The organism is Lysinibacillus sp. FSL P4-0201 (assembly GCF_038593425.1).
Taxonomy (GTDB): Bacteria; Bacillota; Bacilli; order Bacillales_A; family Planococcaceae; genus Lysinibacillus; species Lysinibacillus capsici.
Window position 1 is genome coordinate 4,103,873 of the sequence record NZ_CP151995.1, and the last position, 17,670, is coordinate 4,121,542.

Here is a 17,670-nt window from a genome sequence, read left to right on the forward strand (position 1 = left end):
CTCTTTTCTATATATTCTTCAGATTGTCTTTGACATTCTGATGCGTAATAGCTACTGGGATAGTTACCGTTAATGTGGTGCCCTCAACACTTTCAATTTTGAAGGACCCATTAATAAACTCTAAACGTTCCCGCATTCCTTTCAATCCATTACCAGTTCTCCAGGCTTGTTTTTTCGTAATGCCCTGTCCGTTATCTCGCACTACTAAGTAAACTTCTTTAAAATTTTGATGGAAGGCAATTTCACATTTTGTTGCTCCACTATGTTTGACAACATTATTAACCGCCTCTTTTAAGCACATAGATAAAACATTCTCTACAAGTGGTGGAACTTGCAGTGCGTTTTTATCCCCCTCAAAGACAAACTCCATTTCAGCTGCCTTTAGTATTTGTGAAATACGCATGATCTCATCTTCAAATTTTGCCGTGCGCATATCTGAAACTAATTCCCGAACCTCTTTTAAAGCAATACTAGCCGTCTGGCGTATATCCTTAATCTCAATCAAGGCCTGCTGGGGATTTCGTTCAATCAGCCTAGAAGCTAGATCACTCTTCAAACCAATCATGGACAATTTTTGTCCTAATGTATCATGCAAATCTCGAGCTATTCTTTGTCGTTCCTCAAAAACAATTAACTCAGCAATACGTTCATTTGCTGTTTCTAACTGTCCCTCTAAATTTTCACGTTTATTTTTGGAATAAAGCGTTAGCGGTAAAAGGACAACAGCTAAAATAGTTAATACAACGAAAGGCAACTGCGATAAAAATAGGTTGAGCTCTACAAAGAATCCAGCACCAGTTGAAATAACTGTAAAGCCAATATGTAGACCATACATAATATAAAAGCCGACGGGTCTTCGGATATTCCCAATAAAAAATGCTGTAAAAATGGACAAATAGACATAGCCATACAAGATGGTCATAATAATGTTTATGACCATTTCAAAGCTAATCCACATATAAACTAAACCGCTTTTCGAATTCATGGCAAATCGATAGAAGATAAAATAGAGCATTAAAAATGTAATGCCTATCGAAATTTCGATGTAAGAAGATTTCCTAAAAATGAAGAAAAACGGTAGGAAACAAAAAATTATCCACAAATATACACTGAGCATCGGACTATTCGGAATAATACTATGCCATTTCCTCAACATAATCTCACGCTCTTTCCTACTTTTCCCTTATTATAACAAGAAAATTAAATTTATGCCTGTTCATGCTTTGACCCATATTCTTCTCTTTACATAAAACAGCCATCTCTCTTGCAGAGATGGCTGTTATCAGCTAAGCGGCAATACTGCCTCTTGCTTTACGTTTTATTATTTCATTTACTTCTTTAAACGTTACAAATTTACCTTGATCTTCATCATATAACTTGTAACGTAGTGATTCTAAACTCGTACGTAAAGTAATCGTTGTTGCCATGTGTAATGGCGGTGTCTCATTGTGTGCCTTTTCAAGATTATAATTAGGTACACGAGGAGCTAAGTGATGAACATGATGGAAACCAATATTCCCTGTTACCCATTGTAAAAGTTTTGGCAATTTATAATAGGAGCTTCCTTCAACTGCGGCTTTCACATAATCCCACTCTGAATCGTGTTCAAAATAAGAATCTTCATACGTGTGCTGGATATAAAATAGCCAAATTCCTAAAGAACCTGCAATAAATAAAGTAACGCCTTGCACTAATAAAAACGCTTGCCAGCCCATGAAGAAAATTAAAGCGGCACAAATTCCCACAATGACAATATTCGTTAAAATTGTATTGAGACGTTCCTTCTTCTTCGCATCCTTACGATTAAAACGATTTAAGACAAGAACCATATAAAGTGGGCCTAATCCAAACATCACAAATGGATTACGATAGAAGCGGTACCATAGACGTTGCCCTTTTGAGGCTTGCATATATTCTTCAACTGTCATCATATCAATATCACCGATACCACGCTTGTCTAAGTTTGAGCTTGTTGCATGGTGAATTGTATGTTCACGTTTCCATTTTTCATAAGGGAATGATGTTAGCACCCCAGTAAAAAATCCAACCCAGTCGTTTGCCTTTTTACTTTTGAAAAATGAGCCGTGTGTACAATCATGAAAAATAATAAAAGTTCGTACGACAAAACCTGCTGAAATAGCACTTAAGCCGACTGTTAGCCAAGGTGATACATCCACTAACAAGTAACCAGCCACCCATAATGCAATTAACGGTACAATTGTATTTATAATCTGAAAAACACTTTTACGCGTATCTGATTTGGCAAATGGCGCTACATCTTGGCGTAACTTTTTTGTTTTTTCTTTAATAGTTGCCATCTTTTACTCCCTCGTTTCTTTTTTTCTTATGACCTCATCATAAAACAAGAATACAAGTCAGTAACAGACGCAAACATCACAAAAAGGATATGACATTTGTCATATCCTTTTATGATTTCGGTCCAGTCAAATGAAGTTGATAGAACACAAGGTCTAGCCATTGTTCAAATTTATAGCCTGCATTTTTAATAGTTCCTGCATATTCAAAGCCTAATTTTTCATGTGCTTTAATACTACCAATGTTTTCTCCATCAATACCAGCAACAAGCGTTTTGACACCATTTTCTTCAGCGATCGCTATCAGCCTGTTCATGAGCTTTGTCGCAATCCCTTTTTGATAATGTTCTTTATGCACATAGACAGAGTGCTCCATTGTATATTTATAGCCTGGGTAAGGTCGGAATTGACTATAGGTAGCAAAGCCAGCGACAAGCCCATTATCCTCAAATACAAGTAAAGGATTATCTAATGCTTGTTGCTCCCTAAACCACTGTACTTTTTCATCTAAAGTTTGTATGTCGTATCGATAGACAGCCTTGCTTGTTAAAATAATATCATTATAGATAGCTAAAACCTCGGGAATATCTCTTTCTTCCATGAATCGTATCATTCTGCAAACTTCCCTTAACCAAATGTTTTCTTCTATAAAGGAACAGAGATAGACAGTCATTGAATAGACTATCTATCTCCTCTTATTTTATGCCTTAAACATTGAAGTAGCGAGCATCAGGATGAGCAAAAACGATTGCAGATACAGATGCTTCAGGCTCCATCATAAAGCCTTCTGTAAGATGGACACCAATATCCTCAGGTTTTAATAGGCCGAATAGTTTCTCTTGATCCTCCAAGTTCGGACATGCAGGATATCCGAATGAAAAGCGTTGACCTTGATATTTTGCAGCAAAACGATCTCTCATAGTGAAATCTGTTGCATCAGGGAAGCCCCATTGGTCACGAATTTCCTGATGCATACGTTCAGCAAAGCCCTCTGCTAATTCTAAAGCAGTCGATTGCAAGGCATGACTTTCAAGAAATTTCCCATCCTCTTTTAACTGGCGTGCTTTAGCCATAACTCCTTGACCTGCTGTTACAACCATGAGTGCAATATAGTCCATTTCACCACTCTCTACCGTTTTTAAGAAATCTGCAAGACATAAAAATGGTTCAACCTGCTGACGAGGGAAGGTAAAACGTTCAATTTCTGTCTTACTATCAGCAGGATCATACACAACGACATCATCACCATCTGCTTGAGCAGGGAAAAATTGATACAAACCTGATGGCTTTAATAGATCACTTTTTAAATAATCATCTACTAAATCCTTGAGCTCTGTTGCTCTTGAATCGCCCGCATCAAGCAATTGCTGAACTTGCCCTTTCAAGCCTAGATGGTGTCCCAGTAATGTACGCATATTAACATAAGGGTATAAATGAGATACAGAATAGTCTTTTTTCACATGACGTCGTAAATCCGCTGGTAAAAATACTGGCGCTCCTTTTACTGTTCGTGCAGGCTTTATTGTTACCTCTTTTGCCGGACGAGCAGCTCGTTTTTCATCGGCCGCTAAACGTTTTTGACGGGATTCTTCAATTTCTGCTAAGAAATTTTCACGTGTCCCTTCACCCATTAATAGATTCGCTTGCTCTAAGCCTTGCATAGCATCCTTTGCATAAATAACAGGACCACCATATTCATCTGCAATTTTTGTTTCAGTAAAACGACGTGAAAGTGCAGCACCACCAACTAAAATAGGAACATCAATTCCCGCCTCTTTAAAATCCTGAGCAGTAATAACCATCTGTTGCGCTGATTTCACGAGTAAACCTGACAGCCCAATAAAATCAGGTTTTTCCTTACGAATCGCTTCAATCAATTGGGCAGGAGTTACTTTAATGCCCAAATCGACTACCTTATAGCCATTATTACTTAATATAATATCAACAAGGTTTTTCCCAATGTCGTGAACATCACCTTTTACTGTAGCAAGTACCATTTTCCCTTTTCCAGCACTCTCTTCATCCTTCTCCATGAATTGCTCTAAATGAGCCACTGCGGCCTTCATCACACCTGCTGATTGTAAAACCTCTGCTACAATGAGTTGATTATCATTAAATAATCGACCTACCTCAGCCATGCCCTCCATTAAAGGACCATTAATTATATCAAGTGGCGCCTCGAAGATTTCCCGTGCAGCGTCTAAATCCTCAATTAGCCCTTCTTTTGTACCTTCTAATATATAGTAAGCTAAACGACCTTCAACCGTTTTTGGAATATCAGCTTCCGTTTTTTCCTTCTTTTTATCTCGATAAAAATCTGTAAACACTGCTAATGTTTCATCATTTGTATTAAAGAGCAGGTCATTTGCGAGTTTGATTTCCTCTTCAGGGATGGATGCATAACGCTCCAATTTCTCTGTATTAACAATGGCATAATCTAAGCCCGCCTGTGTACAATGATAGAGATAAACAGCATTCAGTACTTCACGACCAACAGGTGGTAAGCCAAATGAGATATTACTTACGCCAAGTACAGTCAATGTCTGCGGCATTTTTTCTTTGATGAGACGAATGCCTTCAATCGTTTCTAGCGCTGAACCAATATACTGCTCATCCCCAGTTCCTACAGGGAACATTAATGGGTCGAAAATGATATCCTCTGGTGCAATCCCCCATTTTTCCGTTAAAAGTTGATAGGAGCGCTCGGCAATTTCGAGCTTTCGATGACGGTCAACCGCCATCCCTTTTTCATCTATCGTTCCAACAACTAATGATGCACCATATTTTTTCACGAGTGGTAATACTGCATCAAATCGTTCTTCACCATCCTCTAAATTAATAGAGTTAATGATGGCTTTCCCTTGTGAAAACTTTAATGCTTCCTCAATTACTTTTTCATCAGTTGAGTCAATCACAAGAGGCACCTTAACCTTTTTTACAACCTCCTGCATAAATCCACGCATATCGGCTAATTCATCGCGATCAGGGTTGGCTAAACAAATATCAATAACATGTGCACCATTTTTGACTTGAGCACGTGCAATCTCTGCGGCCTCCTCAAATTTCCCGTCAATGATTAAATTCTTAAATTTACGAGAGCCGATTACATTTGTTCTCTCCCCAATAAATAACGGACGCATAGAATCGTCATACAATAACGGTTCAATTCCTGATACCGCATGACCATGTGTTTTTTCTGGTAATTGACGAGGTTTTTCATCTTTTAAGATCTCACGAATGGCTGCAATATGAGCGGGTGTCGTCCCACAACATCCACCTACAATATTAAGCCAACCCTTTTCTGCAAAGCCTTTTAATTTTTGTGATAGCGATTCTGGTGATTCGTGATAACACCCTTCTTCATCTGGTAAGCCAGCATTTGGGTAACAGCTAATATAGCCTGTTGAAAGCTCTGCTAATGAACGAATGTGATCCGTCATAAACTCAGGTCCCGTCGCACAGTTTAGGCCAACTGATAATGGTTTAATATGCTCGATCGAAATATAAAAGGCATCAATTGTTTGCCCTGCAAGCGTTGTACCCATCGGTTCTATTGTTCCTGAAATCATGACAGGTAGCTCTTTTCCCGTTGATGCAAAAGCGCGCTTTACGCCAAGTGTGCCTGCTTTGACATTGAGCATATCCTGACTTGTTTCTAATAACAAAACGTCGGCTCCTGCCTCAATTAATGCTTTTGCCTGTACATAAAAATTTTCCTCTAGCTCTTCAAATGTAATACCACCTGTTACTGATAACGTTTTTGTTGTTGGCCCCATAGCCCCTGCAACAAAACGTGGCCAATCTGATGTGGAATAACGATCCACTGCTTGGCGAGCAATTTCCACTGCACGCTTATTAATTTCTTCTGCTTTTGTGCCAAGATCATATTCATTTAACACAAGAGGCGTCCCACCAAATGTATTTGTACAAATAATATCTGCGCCTGCCTCTAAGTATTTATGGTGAATTTTTTCAATAACATCTGGTCTAGTAAGCACAAGATTTTCATTACAGCCATCAAGTTCCTCGCCACCAAAATCCTCTGCTGATAAATTTTCATTTTGTAGCATTGTTCCCATTGCGCCATCAAGAATTAAAATACGTTTCTCTAGTTGCTCTTCAATCGAGTGCTTAGCCATGTATACTTACTCCTTTTTTCTGTTCATCCAATTGCTCTATATATTTCATCAACTCTAGTGTCACATCGTAACGTAAAAATGGTGTAATAAGGTAAATCCCATTGAAATATTGCGTAGCCACTTCTACTAATTCTTTGGCAATAGCAATCCCTTCCAATGTTGCCCTTTCTTTATCTTCTCCACATGCTTTCATTCTTGTTAAGGCATCTTCAGATAATTTGATACCTGGCACTTCATGATGTAAAAATTCAGCACTTTTATAACTCGTAACAGGCATAATACCGATGTAAATTGGAGCTTGTAAATGCTTTGTTGCCTCATAAATCTCTACAATTTTCTCTTTCGTATATACTGGTTGAGAAATGAAGTAGTCTGCCCCATGCTCAATTTTCTTCTCCAAGCGTGTCACAGCACGATCTAACACACGGACGTTTGGATTAAATGCAGCAGCAACTGAAAAATTTGCTTTTTTACGAAGTGGCTTACCTGAGAAAGAGACCCCTTCATTTAATTGCTTAATTAATTGGATTAGCTCCATGGAAGATACATCATAAACACTTGTCGCACCTGGGAAATCTCCTACTTTCGTTGGATCACCCGTAACGGCCAACACATCATGAATACCTAAAGCATTTAACCCCATTAAATGAGATTGTAGACCAATTAAATTACGGTCTCGACATGTAATATGAGTTAGTGGGCGTACACCATGTGAGCTCTTCAACAATGCGCCCATTGCAATATTGCTAATACGTGGAGAGGCCAATGAATTGTCTGCCATCATAACTACATCTGCACCTGCATCATATAATTGCTTTGCTCCTTCAAGGAACCCATCAATCTCTAAATGTCTAGGTGTATCCAACTCTACTATGACAGAACGTTCACGTTTAACTTTTTCATGAAGAGGCTCATACTTTGTTGGCTCCGCTTCCCGAACAATCTCAATCTTTTTAGGCTTCGCAAGCTTCTCCTGAACCGGTGATAACTCTTCTAAATACTTCTTTGCTGCTGCAATATGTTTGGGTGTTGTACCACAGCAGCCCCCTATTAAACGTACACCTTGATCACGCAATTCAACAGCCGCTCGACCAAAATAATCAGCTTCTGATTCATAAACGACACGCCCATCCTCTAAGTCCAGAAGTGATGCATTTGGATAGGCCGACATAAATGCCTTATTAGGAAGTTCTACACCTTCAAATGCCTGAATTGTATGGTGTGGACCTAGTCGACAATTGACACCAACAATATCAGCACCTAGGGCTTCAAGCTCATGGAGAGCATTATTTAAAGACAACCCATTTTGTAGAACACCGGGCTCATGCATAGAAACTTGTGCAATAATCGGCAATTTTGTTTTTTCTCGTAGCATCTTTAAGGTTGCTGTTAATTCTTCAAAATCATAATAAGTTTCAAGTAAAAGGCCATCTGGATTCCCTGCAAGTAAGACGCTTGCTTGTTCTTCAATAGTCGCTAATATTTCATCCAAGGTTGCATCACTTTTACGAATTCCCCGAATACCACCAATTGTTCCTAAAACAAATTGACCGCCATCAGCCGCTGCTCGTTTTGCGATGGTGATAGCAGCTTCATTAAATTGTTGGACACGTGATTCCAATCCATAGCGAGCTAATTTAATGGCATTTGCACCGTACGTATTCGTTTGAATGATGTCAGCACCAGCCGCAATATATTCTCTATGAATCTTTTCAATTAACTCGGGTCTCTGAACATTCATTTCCTCATGGCAATACTCCAATCCATAGCCATATAGCACTGTGCCTATTGCACCGTCTGCCGTCAATACATGCGTTTTTAACCTTTCAAGCAATCCCATAAAATTAGCCTCTCTTCCTATGTCTCTATATAATAAAAAGCCTTCTTTCATAAAAAAAGAAGGCTTTAACGATTCATCATTGTTGTTCCTTCTCATCTTCGACTCAACGGTCTTCTGGATTTAGCACCTGACAATAAAGTTGGTTGCTGAAGCTTCAATGGGCCAGTCCCTCTGCTTCTCTTGATAAGAATTAAGTATGAATTTTTTAAATAATTAAAAGAATCATATCGTTTACTGACGAATGAGTCAAGACTATTTCACATAACAAAGTTTTTTTCCACTTAAAACCTTAGAAATTGGCAAGTTCCTTTGCAAGCTCTTCACCAATTTTTTTCCCGTTTTGAATGCAAGCACCAATACCTACGCCAAAATACGAGCACCCTGCAATCGATAAATTAGGATATTTCTCATGTAATTCTTGTAGTAATCCTTGTAATGCTTCACGATGCGCTAGATCATATTTAGGCATTTGATCAATCCATTTTGTTACATTTACAACGGTTGGCTGCTCCTCTATTCCTAGGCTCTTTCTCACATCTTCTAAAGCAACTGCTGCCAATTCTTCATCCGTCATGGCGCGTAGTTGCTCATAGGCTGGATTGATGCTCTTATAAAAGAGTCGCACAAGTAATTTATTTTCTTTCGATGTATGCTTCCATTTACGACTAGTCCAAGTTGCCGCATTACAAGTTACGTCTGAATTATGGGAAACAATATAGCCCGTTCCATCTGCTGGCAATTTAGCGTCTGGCACATCAAAACCCAAATAGATAGTAATCGCTGACGCTGTCGTAAATTGGTCAAAATAGCGGTTTAAAGATTCATCCTGTAGCAGATTTTGTACAGTATCGTTCGGTAATGCTAAAACGACATAATCTGACTCAATAATTTCACCATTAGCTAAGGAAATTGTGTAGTTCTTATCTTGTTTTTGAACATTTAGTGTAGTAACACCCTTGATAATTTCTACATCGGATAAGGTCTGTTCAAGTCGATCAATTAAAGAAGATAAACCATTTTTAAAGGATATAAATTTTTTGTTCGCTGCTTTAACAAATTGCTCACGATTCGCATCAAAGCCTTTAATAATACTTCCAAAATCATTCTTATAATCAATTAAATACGGTAAAGTAGAGCCAATAGAAAGCTGATGTAAATCTCCCGAATAAACACCTGCAAGGACTGGTGCAATTTGGTTTTTCACCAGTTCCTCTCCTAAATAGTAAGTTAAAAATTCACCAATAGAACTTTCCTTTGTGAAGCCATTGTTTGGCAATGTTAAATCCTTCAACGCTTCTTTTTTTCCCTGCTCGGAAATAAGTGTACTTTCCTCTAAGGATGCTACACTCATCGGTATTCCGAAAGTTGAATCTGCCGGAATAGCATGTAACTCATTATTCGTATAAATATAAGAAATACCTGTTTCGTTGTAAACTAATTCCGCCTCAAAATCAAGCTCCTGCACGAGTTCCATAACGCCTTGATGACGGGCTACAATAGAATCAGCACCCGTTTCCATGATGAAACCTTGTTCATGTGCTGAATATAATTTGCCTCCTAAATATGTATTTTTTTCTATAAGCACTAGACGAACATCTAAATTATGTTCCTTCACTTGACGTTGCAAATAATGAATTGTACATAGTCCTGTAATACCGCCGCCTAAAACAACAACTGTTTTCATCATAACCGCCCCTATTATTCATTCTTTCTACAGTATAATCCTTTTTCATTGAAAATTACGTTAAATCCTTTACAAATTTAGCAAAAATAGAGCTATTTCATCAGTGAAATAGCTCTTACTTTCTGAATCTCTATAAAATTGATCCTCTATAGCGATAACTTCACAACAAGCATTTAAATAGGTACTATAGTGTTTATTACGTCTAAAAATATGAAAAATAGAATGTAAATGTTAGTAGTCTATCCTTTTAAATTTTGCGCAAAGCTCGCTAATTTTTCAGCTGAATTTGTTACCTCAGTAAATGAAGTGCCTAATTCACTTAATATGCCTACAATTGCTTGTATTTTTGTTGCCATACACTCATTTTGATCTTTTGCTTCTGTCATGGCTCCCAATATACTCGTAAATTGGCCTTCAGTTTGTAACATATTTTCTTCACCTGCTGCAACTTCATCTTGAATGTTGGTCAAAGAATACTCTAATTTCTCTGTTCGTTCACCTGTCTTTTTCAATAACAAAGCCACCGCTGTAACAGATTCTTTTGTCTGAATTGATAATTTACGTACTTCATCGGCCACTACGCTAAAGCCCTTTCCCGCTTCCCCAGCACGTGCTGCTTCAATTGCAGCATTTAAAGCCAATAGATTCGTTTGATTCGCAATATTGGTCACAACACTCATAATTGTTTCCATTTCCTTAGACATACCTGATAATTGTTCAATATTTTCTTCTATATCATGAAGAGAATGACTAATATTGAGCATATTTTGTGATTGATTTTTTAAACGCTCGCGACCCTCAAGTGCTTGGTTTTCAGCCAGTGTAGACACATCGAGTGATTTTTTTGCCAAATGTTTAATTTCGTCAGATTGCTTACTTAAGCAGCAAAATGAATTATTGGTTTCCTGCGAGATAGCTGCAAGTGCTTCCGAAGAATCTACAATCTGTCGTTCAATCGCTTCTTTTTCATGAACCATTTTTTCTTTCAGTTGTTCCACAGTGTTTTCAAAAGCTTCTAAAACGAGTTGTTGCTCAAAATTACAAATTTTCGATATAGCTCTGATCGTATTAAATTGATCTTGTGGAAATTCTATATTTTTTTCGACTAAATCAATAAATGATATCGATAAATCTTGGAATGCGCAGATATACCACTGTGTTCTAAGCCCAATGTGGACATGCACCTTTGCAATTTTTACACGCCTTTGGTAATACATCTCATCAATGGTTCCGTTAAACATTTCAATAATATGTTGCCGTAATGTTACTTTAAGCTTTTCTACAGAACTATGATGACTGATAATATCTACCAAATGATGCTCTGTTCCAATCATGTTGTAAAAACGGTTTACGATGTGATCTACATTATCCATAACTATTGGTTGGAAAGCTTTTAAATATTGTAAGTCGTTCTTCGTTAAGTTCAGCATTTCAATTTGCTTCGCCATCGATTGACGAGAGGACAAATCCATTTTCACTGTGTATTGCTGTAAATCCAATACCTTCGTCTTTCTCTGTTTTTGAAAAATCACACATCTTCCCTCTTTCATTCCGTTTACTTTCATCAGGCTGAGAAACATCAAATCCCTTTTAACATATTGATGGATACACGAAAAAATACCGATAAAATCTGATTAGTCAGATTTAATGGTTACAATCGATAGCGCAATTTCGTATGACAGACTTCCTCCAAAAGTATGTCGGGTACCCCTTTGCTCAATTTATCCTAAGGTCATTTGCTCTCAGCAAACAGATATAGTCCTACATGACTAACAGTAAATTATTTACGTATGCTTCTTTTCAAAATCACTCATTTACATTAATCATTTTATAAATGACTGTCAATCTTATTAATACCATTATTTTACACAAAATGTATAAAAAGTCCTTGTTGTTAAATAAAGCGTAATAAACTATAAAAAAGCTACCACAATATTATTGGGTAGCTTTTTTAACTATTTTTTTGTTTATTATGCTTACTTGCTTTATATTTATTCTACTTTTTTATCGATCATCTTCAAATTTCACTATACTAATATTTTTTATCCTCAATCATGATCTATCTAAATACTCGTAAAAAGCAGTATGATTTAGACTAAAATACCCATATACCCTAGCATTATAAATAATTCTAAAAGCCTATGTTTTTTTAACACTAAATTTACAATCCTTTAAGTTCTTGTAATATTTTAGCCGCTTCTTCGGATCCTGCATCTGCCGCGAGTCCATACCATTTAATAGCTTCTTTCAGATTTCTATCTAACCCTGTATCTTTATTAAAAATATGCCCCAATTGTAGCTTGGCTTCCACATCTCCTTGAAGTGCAGCCTGCTTAAACCAATGAATACCTTTTTCGAGATTGCGTATTCCTGCCAGACCATTACTCCATATATAACCTAAATCATAAAAGGCGTCTACATGATATTGCTCCGCAGCTCTTTCATACCAAAGCAGACCACGATTGACATCTTTCGCTTGGCCTAAGCGCCCCTCTAAATAAATTCCACCAAGTCGATATTGTGCTTCCACATACCCTGCCTCAGCTGATTTTTTATAGGCGTTAAAAGCTTCTTTCTCATCTACCTCAACGCCTAACCCCTGCTCATAAATTATTCCTAACGTAAACATTGCCTCTGCCACATTCTTTTGTGCAGCATAATCAAACCATTTTTTTGCTAATGTATAATTCGTTGCTACGCCCTCGCCATTAAAGTACATATCTGCTAAATTATTGGCAGCATCCGCATGTCCCTGCAAAGCTGCTTTTTCATAGTATGAAAAGGCAAGGGAATAATTTTCCTCCATACCTATGCCCCCAAAGCAAAAATTCCCAAGCATATATTGAGCATCTGCATTTCCCTGGGCAGCGGCTAGCTCAAACCATTTCAATGATTTTTCAGGTTGAAAATGTTTACCCTCTCTAGAATTATAGTATTCACCCAGTTGATATTGGGCATCCCCATCCTGCTCTTCAACCGCTTCTTTATACAAATCAATAATGAGCTCATGATCTAAGTCCTCTTCATCTAGAGCAGCAACTTGTTCATCTTGATGGCGAAAATACCACTCTACAATATCAAGCACATCATCTACTACTTCTATACTGTTTTTTAACTTTTCTAGCGAAGAAATTTGCCAAATGAGTATATAGATAGGCTGTGGAATGGCATCGCGCAAGACATCATCATATTCTGCCAACAGCGTTAATACATTCTCCTGTATCGATTGAGATTGCACTGTATGGACAATCTGTAAATGACGTTGTTGCTGTTCTTTTAATAACCCTCGTACTACTTGATACAGTATTTTCTGCAAGGCTGTTAGGTTAACTTCAGCGAATGTAAGTAATTTTATATTTTGAGCAAACCACTGATCTTGAGTTTGTGTAAGATTTTGTAGGGAAATTATTCGTTCTTTATTTCGCTTGGCTAAAATTTGCTCGTACATTATTTTCCTCCCTTGCACACTATGTAAAAAAACTGCCTTACCACTATTATATGGAAGACAGTTGAAGTTTGGTTACACATATGCTCTCAATAGTAAGCCTACGAATAGCGTAATAATTAAAAATACTGTGACATGGGTCCATTTATACATGGCTAATAAACCTATAAATTCTCGTGTGAATGCATTAGGAACATAGTAAAAAGCAGTTTTTGAACCAATCCCCTCGGCATCTAATGCTGCTTTCCTAGCATAAATACTTGCGCGAAACACATGGAAATTATTAGTAACAAAAATGGAACGATAGTTCTCTCCATGAGAATGGTGGTCCATTATTTGCTTTGAAAAGATCATATTTTGTTCTGTATTGGCTGAACAATCCTCCATAATTATCTTGTCAGTCGGAATATGATGTACTTCTATTAGGTATTGTTTCATTGCATATGCTTCTGATACCTTTTCATCATTTCCTTGACCACCAGAGACAATGATATAAGGCTTCATCTCATACTTTATATATTGCTTTACTGCTTCATCTAAACGGCTTGCTAAAAGTGGAGGTACTCTATCGCCAATTAATCCTGAACCTAATGCAATAATGTAATTTGGTTTATAACGTATTGGTGTAAGAAGATACAATATTGAATAAGCAAGGACACTAGTGTATAAGAACATTGTATAACCAAAAATCAAAAACGCATAGAAGAAAAGAATATGCCAAAATACATTTTCAATTTCAATAAAAATGACGAATACATACCATAACATCATAATAACAAAACTTAGCCCTAATATGGCTAACATTAAGTTACGGAATTTGCGTCCTTCCTTTTCCAATAATACTTTACTATTGAAAAACATGGCTATTGATAAAATAAACATAATACTTGGAAAGCTTCCTAATATAATGAATATCCCCATTTCAGAAATAATCCCCTGATCATTTGGTAGCAATAAAGGATAATGAATAATAAACGCTCTGACAATATATATCCCTATCACGCCAAGGACTACAACGTTGAGAAAGCGCCTTTTTTCTGTTAGGTACAAAATGATAAAAATGGTAAGGAAGATTGATAAAGTTAGTAGCATTTTTTCACTCCTTCCTATTGCATAATTTCTACAATCATTACATCTGCCACTATTTGTCCATATTTTTTGATATAGCTTAATTTTTGAAAGCGTTTGTTTTATTTTTTAATATAGTTCATGTAATATTACTATATAAGAACTAGTTTATGATTAAATTAAAAATTATATTGGAGGAATGTATGTAATGAAAAAAATTCTTGCCGCTCTTTTTGCAGCGACACTGATATTTTCGACTGTTGGTGCAACATTATTTATTTCTGATACACCAACGGCAGAAGCTAAATCCTATAAATCGGGTAAAAAGGGCTTCTCTAACAATAATAATAGCTCGAATATCCAAAAGTCGGATACTACTAAAGATCAAAACAATGCAACAACAAATAAAAACAACTCAACATCTACTAATAAAGCAGATACTACTAAAAAAGGTGGTTTTTTCTCAGGTGGTCTGATGAAAGGATTAATGCTTGGCGGACTTGCTGGATTATTATTCGGTAGTCTATTTAGTGGTATGGGTATACTGGGGAATATTTTAGGTTTACTTATTAATGTGGCAGCAATTGTTGTTATTGTGATGCTTGTTGTGAAGATAATAAATATGTTTAAAGATAAAAAGCGCAAAGAGGAAGCACAATGGCACAAATAATCAACGAACAAGATATTATTAATGCTATTTGTTTATCTCAAGCCTACTATCAAAACATTCGCCCTGAGGATGTTCTTGTTGAATTAACTTACGAGGATGATGTAGGTTTTGGTGCAGAGGTCGAAGTCAACGGTCAAATCGAGGTGCTTAATACAGCAGCCATGATTGGTGCCTTACGTGTTTGGATCAAGGATGTTCTACACGGTGATCCATTCTCGACAGGGATTGAATTAGTTTTAGATGACGAAGAAGGCATTATTGCCAAACTATCATAAAAAAATAGCAGTACAATGAATCGTCCAAAAAATTCATTGTACTGCTATTTTACTTTTTCAAACGTTTTTTAACCTCTTCTTTTTCTTCTTCATTCAGAGAAAAATCTACGATAGAGCGTCCCAGCATTAATAACATGATAAACATTACTCCTGTACCAACAATTAAATAAATCATTGTAAATACTTTAGAATAAGCCGTTGTTGGATATAGTCCTGTTTCGACTCCAGTTGGAATTAAGCTCACTACAGCAAAATACATGGCATCCAACCAGTACCATCCTTCTGTCCCCTTGTAGAATAGAGTTCCTGATAGAATGATTAAAAATAGTGTAGTAAATAATGATAGGAACTGTGGACGTTTAAAGGACCTCCACAGTCCTTTTCCTAATCTTTTAGCAGATAATATAAATGACAGCATCCCATTCTCCTTTATTTAGATAGACTATACTTCGTTTTTTACGAAAACATCAAAAGGTAGAGGAGACAATCCCCCTACCTTTTAATGATTATTGAATGAGTAGCTGACTAAGATTGGTAAATATTTTAGCTGCTTGACCTCTTGTTGTGACAGCCTCAGGTGAAAATTTCCCTCCATCCCCTGTCACGATTCCTAATTCATACAGCATTGTGATTGCACGTTTGGTTTCTGCATTATATGAAGCGACATCTACAAATGGCACATTGCCTTTTGCAATATACGGCTGATTAGATTGCTGTTCATAAGCGCGATGAATCATTAAAGCTAATTGAGCGCGTGTCACAGGGTGTCCAGGCTTAAATTTCCCATCTGTTCCTTTAATAAGACCATGTACATATGCTGCCGCAATTTCTGCCTGTGTTGCTGCATCATAATTTTCGATATCAGTAAATGGTGCTTTTTCTTCTGTAGTTAAGCCAAGGCTTCTTACAAGAATAGCTGCAGCTTGGGCACGTGTTACACTACTCTCAGGTCTAAATGTCCCATCAGTATAGCCGTTCATTATACCTATATTTGCAGCTGTTTGAATATAATCTTTTGCCCAATGATTCTGTGTATCTGTAAAGCTAACTGTTCCTTTCGTAGTGAAAGTTACTGTAGGATTTTGAACACTTTCATTACCAGCAGCATCAATTGCTTTGATAGATACATTGTAGGTTGTATTTTCTATTAAATCTTTGAGCGTAATTGTAGTAGTGTCAGCATTTAATGTTGAAGTTAATTTTCCATTCACATAGACAAGGTAATTTGCTACGCCTACATTATCTGTCGCTTCTTGCCAGCTAACCTTAACAGTTGTACGATCTTTTACCTCTAATCCAATAGCCTGCGTGACATCCCATAAAGAGCTTGTTTTAATGATTGGTAAAAATGCTTCATTTGCTACTGCTAAATAACCAGCTTCACTTAAATGAATATTTTCAGGGTTTGGTAGATAGTTGGCAACATCCTTTGCAACAACATCATATGTAGGAACAAAAATAGCGCCCGCTTTTTCAGTAGTTGTTTTAATTGTTGCATTCAATGTAGCTAATAACAAATTAAATTGTTTTTGTAAGTTCTCACTATAGTATGGGAAGGAATTATAATAGCCCATTACATATACTTCAGCTTGTGGATTAATCTTTTTGATTTCAGATAGAATAGTAGCAATGTTCGATACAGCTTCTTTAGTAGCTTTTATGATAGCCACAGTGTCAATTCCCGTTGCTTGAGATTCTTTTAATATTGGCAATAGATCATTTGCCCCAGCTGTTAATGTGATGATTTCAGCTTCTTTAATAGAAGCCCGTAACTTTGCCTGTTCGTCTGTATAGCCAAAACCAGTCACTGTTTTTGCAACATCATTTTGTAGATCAGCTAAAACATTTTTAGTTGTGTAGCCTGACATAGCAAAGCCCTTATTAAAGGAAGTAAGGAAGCCGTCTTGCTGTAATGCCTGTGCAATAAAATCGGTATAGCCTAATCCAATTACACCTACTTCATTCATCCCATGTGCTAATGAATCACCAAGTGCCACATAATCGGTTTGTACAACCCAACTTGGTGCTATATGGTCACCCTGTCCTTCTTCTGCACTAGCTGCTACAGGTATAGCTAATTGCAAAGCCAATACACTTGAAGCTAAAAAACGAAATTTCTTTGATAATCGCATTTACTCTCTCCTCTACTTATAAAATAGTCGTTATTTTCACTATTTTACTAGAGGAACGATAAAAATAGGTTAAATTACAACAATCTTTTTGAAACATTTCAT

Annotated in this window: 13 protein-coding genes and 1 riboswitch; of the genes, 2 read left to right on the forward strand and 11 right to left on the reverse strand. The window is 36.9% G+C overall.

Annotated elements, in window-relative coordinates; genetic code table 11:
- Window positions 1-7: 7 nt before the first annotated feature.
- The 9 genes from MKY76_RS20710 to MKY76_RS20750 all read right to left on the reverse strand — a co-directional run bounded on the left by MKY76_RS20710 (window position 8) and on the right by MKY76_RS20750 (window position 14,515).
- Window positions 8-1,015: a sensor histidine kinase gene (locus tag MKY76_RS20710; RefSeq protein ID WP_175400777.1), complete on the reverse strand. Its 1,008-nt coding sequence runs from the start codon at window positions 1,013-1,015 to the stop codon at window positions 8-10.
- Window positions 1,016-1,286: 271 nt separating this feature from the next.
- The gene (locus MKY76_RS20715; RefSeq protein ID WP_054548858.1) at window positions 1,287-2,318 is read right to left on the reverse strand and encodes a fatty acid desaturase; all 1,032 of its coding nucleotides are present in this window, start codon (window positions 2,316-2,318) and stop codon (window positions 1,287-1,289) included.
- A gap of 109 nt (window positions 2,319-2,427) precedes the next feature.
- Window positions 2,428-2,928 carry an N-acetyltransferase family protein gene (locus tag MKY76_RS20720; protein ID WP_342557102.1) on the reverse strand — a complete coding sequence of 167 codons (501 nt, stop codon included), beginning with the start codon at window positions 2,926-2,928 and terminating at the stop codon, window positions 2,428-2,430.
- 94 nt (window positions 2,929-3,022) lie between these two features.
- Complete coding sequence (gene metH / locus MKY76_RS20725) at window positions 3,023-6,454, reverse strand: methionine synthase (protein ID WP_342557103.1); 3,432 nt, start codon at window positions 6,452-6,454, stop codon at window positions 3,023-3,025.
- Complete coding sequence (locus tag MKY76_RS20730; protein ID WP_342557104.1) at window positions 6,447-8,294, reverse strand: bifunctional homocysteine S-methyltransferase/methylenetetrahydrofolate reductase; 1,848 nt, start codon at window positions 8,292-8,294, stop codon at window positions 6,447-6,449. Before MKY76_RS20730 ends, metH begins: the two co-directional genes overlap by 8 nt.
- 89 nt (window positions 8,295-8,383) lie before the next feature.
- Window positions 8,384-8,484: riboswitch (SAM riboswitch) on the reverse strand.
- A 99-nt stretch (window positions 8,485-8,583) separates the two neighbouring features.
- A complete protein-coding gene (locus tag MKY76_RS20735) occupies window positions 8,584-9,978 on the reverse strand; it encodes a protoporphyrinogen oxidase (RefSeq protein WP_342557923.1) in 1,395 nt (464 codons plus the stop codon).
- A 239-nt stretch (window positions 9,979-10,217) separates the two neighbouring features.
- Entirely contained in the window at window positions 10,218-11,510 is a 1,293-nt protein-coding gene (locus MKY76_RS20740) for a globin-coupled sensor protein (RefSeq protein ID WP_048394980.1), read from the reverse strand.
- Between the two features lie 629 nt (window positions 11,511-12,139).
- On the reverse strand, window positions 12,140-13,426 hold the full coding sequence (locus MKY76_RS20745) for a tetratricopeptide repeat protein (protein WP_342557105.1): 1,287 nt from the start codon (window positions 13,424-13,426) through the stop codon (window positions 12,140-12,142).
- Window positions 13,427-13,498: 72 nt separating this feature from the next.
- Window positions 13,499-14,515, reverse strand: coding sequence for a YdcF family protein (locus tag MKY76_RS20750; RefSeq protein WP_342557106.1), 1,017 nt, complete (start codon window positions 14,513-14,515; stop codon window positions 13,499-13,501).
- 184 nt (window positions 14,516-14,699) lie between these two features.
- Between MKY76_RS20750 and MKY76_RS20755 the strand changes: the two genes are divergently transcribed.
- Both MKY76_RS20755 and MKY76_RS20760 read left to right on the forward strand, forming a co-directional pair.
- Complete coding sequence (locus tag MKY76_RS20755; RefSeq protein WP_048394976.1) at window positions 14,700-15,161, forward strand: hypothetical protein; 462 nt, start codon at window positions 14,700-14,702, stop codon at window positions 15,159-15,161.
- On the forward strand, window positions 15,149-15,436 hold the full coding sequence (locus tag MKY76_RS20760; protein ID WP_054548866.1) for a DUF2653 family protein: 288 nt from the start codon (window positions 15,149-15,151) through the stop codon (window positions 15,434-15,436). Before MKY76_RS20755 ends, MKY76_RS20760 begins: the two co-directional genes overlap by 13 nt.
- A gap of 49 nt (window positions 15,437-15,485) precedes the next feature.
- Here MKY76_RS20760 and MKY76_RS20765 read toward each other — a convergent pair whose 3' ends face one another.
- Together MKY76_RS20765 and MKY76_RS20770 are read right to left on the reverse strand one after the other, a co-directional pair.
- Complete coding sequence (locus tag MKY76_RS20765) at window positions 15,486-15,854, reverse strand: ion channel (RefSeq protein ID WP_048394973.1); 369 nt, start codon at window positions 15,852-15,854, stop codon at window positions 15,486-15,488.
- Between the two features lie 88 nt (window positions 15,855-15,942).
- Window positions 15,943-17,568, reverse strand: coding sequence for an S-layer homology domain-containing protein (locus MKY76_RS20770; RefSeq protein ID WP_054548867.1), 1,626 nt, complete (start codon window positions 17,566-17,568; stop codon window positions 15,943-15,945).
- Window positions 17,569-17,670: the final 102 nt, after the last annotated feature.

What these genes read in the sequence shown, in the direction of transcription:
- MKY76_RS20710 (WP_175400777.1), bottom strand. Translation starts at nt 1,015, where the DNA reads ATGCTCTATTTTATCTTCTATCGATTTGCCATGAATTCGAAAAGCGGT.
- MKY76_RS20715 (WP_054548858.1), bottom strand. Translation starts at nt 2,318, where the DNA reads ATGGCAACTATTAAAGAAAAAACAAAAAAGTTACGCCAAGATGTAGCG.
- MKY76_RS20720 (WP_342557102.1), bottom strand. Translation starts at nt 2,928, where the DNA reads ATGATACGATTCATGGAAGAAAGAGATATTCCCGAGGTTTTAGCTATC.
- metH (WP_342557103.1), bottom strand. Translation starts at nt 6,454, where the DNA reads ATGGCTAAGCACTCGATTGAAGAGCAACTAGAGAAACGTATTTTAATT.
- MKY76_RS20730 (WP_342557104.1), bottom strand. Translation starts at nt 8,294, where the DNA reads ATGGGATTGCTTGAAAGGTTAAAAACGCATGTATTGACGGCAGACGGT.
- MKY76_RS20735 (WP_342557923.1), bottom strand. Translation starts at nt 9,978, where the DNA reads ATGAAAACAGTTGTTGTTTTAGGCGGCGGTATTACAGGACTATGTACA.
- MKY76_RS20745 (WP_342557105.1), bottom strand. Translation starts at nt 13,426, where the DNA reads ATGTACGAGCAAATTTTAGCCAAGCGAAATAAAGAACGAATAATTTCC.
- MKY76_RS20750 (WP_342557106.1), bottom strand. Translation starts at nt 14,515, where the DNA reads ATGCTACTAACTTTATCAATCTTCCTTACCATTTTTATCATTTTGTAC.
- MKY76_RS20755 (WP_048394976.1), top strand. Translation starts at nt 14,700, where the DNA reads ATGAAAAAAATTCTTGCCGCTCTTTTTGCAGCGACACTGATATTTTCG.
- MKY76_RS20760 (WP_054548866.1), top strand. Translation starts at nt 15,149, where the DNA reads ATGGCACAAATAATCAACGAACAAGATATTATTAATGCTATTTGTTTA.
- MKY76_RS20765 (WP_048394973.1), bottom strand. Translation starts at nt 15,854, where the DNA reads ATGCTGTCATTTATATTATCTGCTAAAAGATTAGGAAAAGGACTGTGG.
- MKY76_RS20770 (WP_054548867.1), bottom strand. Translation starts at nt 17,568, where the DNA reads ATGCGATTATCAAAGAAATTTCGTTTTTTAGCTTCAAGTGTATTGGCT.